The sequence below is a fragment of the Piscirickettsia salmonis LF-89 = ATCC VR-1361 genome (genome assembly GCF_000297215.2).
GTDB lineage: Bacteria > Pseudomonadota > Gammaproteobacteria > Piscirickettsiales > Piscirickettsiaceae > Piscirickettsia > Piscirickettsia salmonis.
Genome location: NZ_AMFF02000276.1, coordinates 1 through 890 on the forward strand (window position 1 = coordinate 1; position 890 = coordinate 890).

Genomic DNA, 890 nt, shown 5'->3' on the forward strand with positions numbered 1-890 from the left:
TGCGGGTTGTCACTTATTATTTTTACCCCCTTATTCTCCTGATTTAAACCCGATAGAGCATGTATGGTCACCGCTTAAAAATAGGGTTCGCATGAAGCTTGATCAAGATGAAATAAATTTAGAGACAGCGCTTAGTCAAGTAATGAAGTCAATGTCAGAAACTATTCGTTGAGTGCTATACCTGTTTACCCAGCCTGGTAATGCACGGCTGGGAATTTCTTAAAACCTGGACCATCATATAATTTTATATCAATAAAGATGATTTTTTAGTGAGCATATTTTTACAACACACTATTAATTAGCTATCACTTATTATTTATGCACAAACAGTTCAATGGGCTCTATTTCATCAATAGAATCATTAAACCAATCTATAGATTTTTGATAAAATTCATCTTCAATCTTATGTAAAAACTCAACTAAAGATAGCTGAATGTAATCCCTATGCAGCTTAAGACCATAACAAGTGATATCATTAATTTTTTCTGCGCCAGCACGCAATAAAGCATGCGCCCAACAAAAAGGGCTCTGAAAACGAAAATAACGGATTTGATGTTTATCCAGTTGAGCTCGCAATATTTCGATATCAATAATCTCAATTTTTGGCTGTAAAATTTCTACAGCCAACTGCTCTAAGCGCCACCATGTTTTTTGCTTTAAACTAACATCGTACTGATTCCAATCAATGACTTCATGATAAAAACGTTTACAGCCACGACACACATCATCACCATATACAGTTGAGCATAAACCAACACAAGGCGTGGCTTTATCATCGATCATTACGGCAACCTCTTTTCATACTGCTATCATTATTATGCGAAAACCTTGCCACTCTGCCAAGCGAAAAAAATTACTTTAACCAGGACTTACGCATTGACAACAAAATC

General features: G+C 35.6%; 2 protein-coding genes. One reads left to right on the forward strand and one right to left on the reverse strand.

What is annotated here, in order from left to right; translation table 11 throughout:
• The coding region (locus C200_RS14060) for a transposase (protein ID WP_033923692.1) at positions 1 to 172 on the forward strand (172 nt) is incomplete at its 5' end.
• A gap of 140 nt (positions 173 to 312) precedes the next feature.
• Here C200_RS14060 and C200_RS14065 read toward each other — a convergent pair.
• On the reverse strand, positions 313 to 783 hold the full coding sequence (locus tag C200_RS14065; RefSeq protein ID WP_016211454.1) for a DUF1289 domain-containing protein: 471 nt from the start codon (positions 781 to 783) through the stop codon (positions 313 to 315).
• Positions 784 to 890 lie beyond the last annotated feature (107 nt).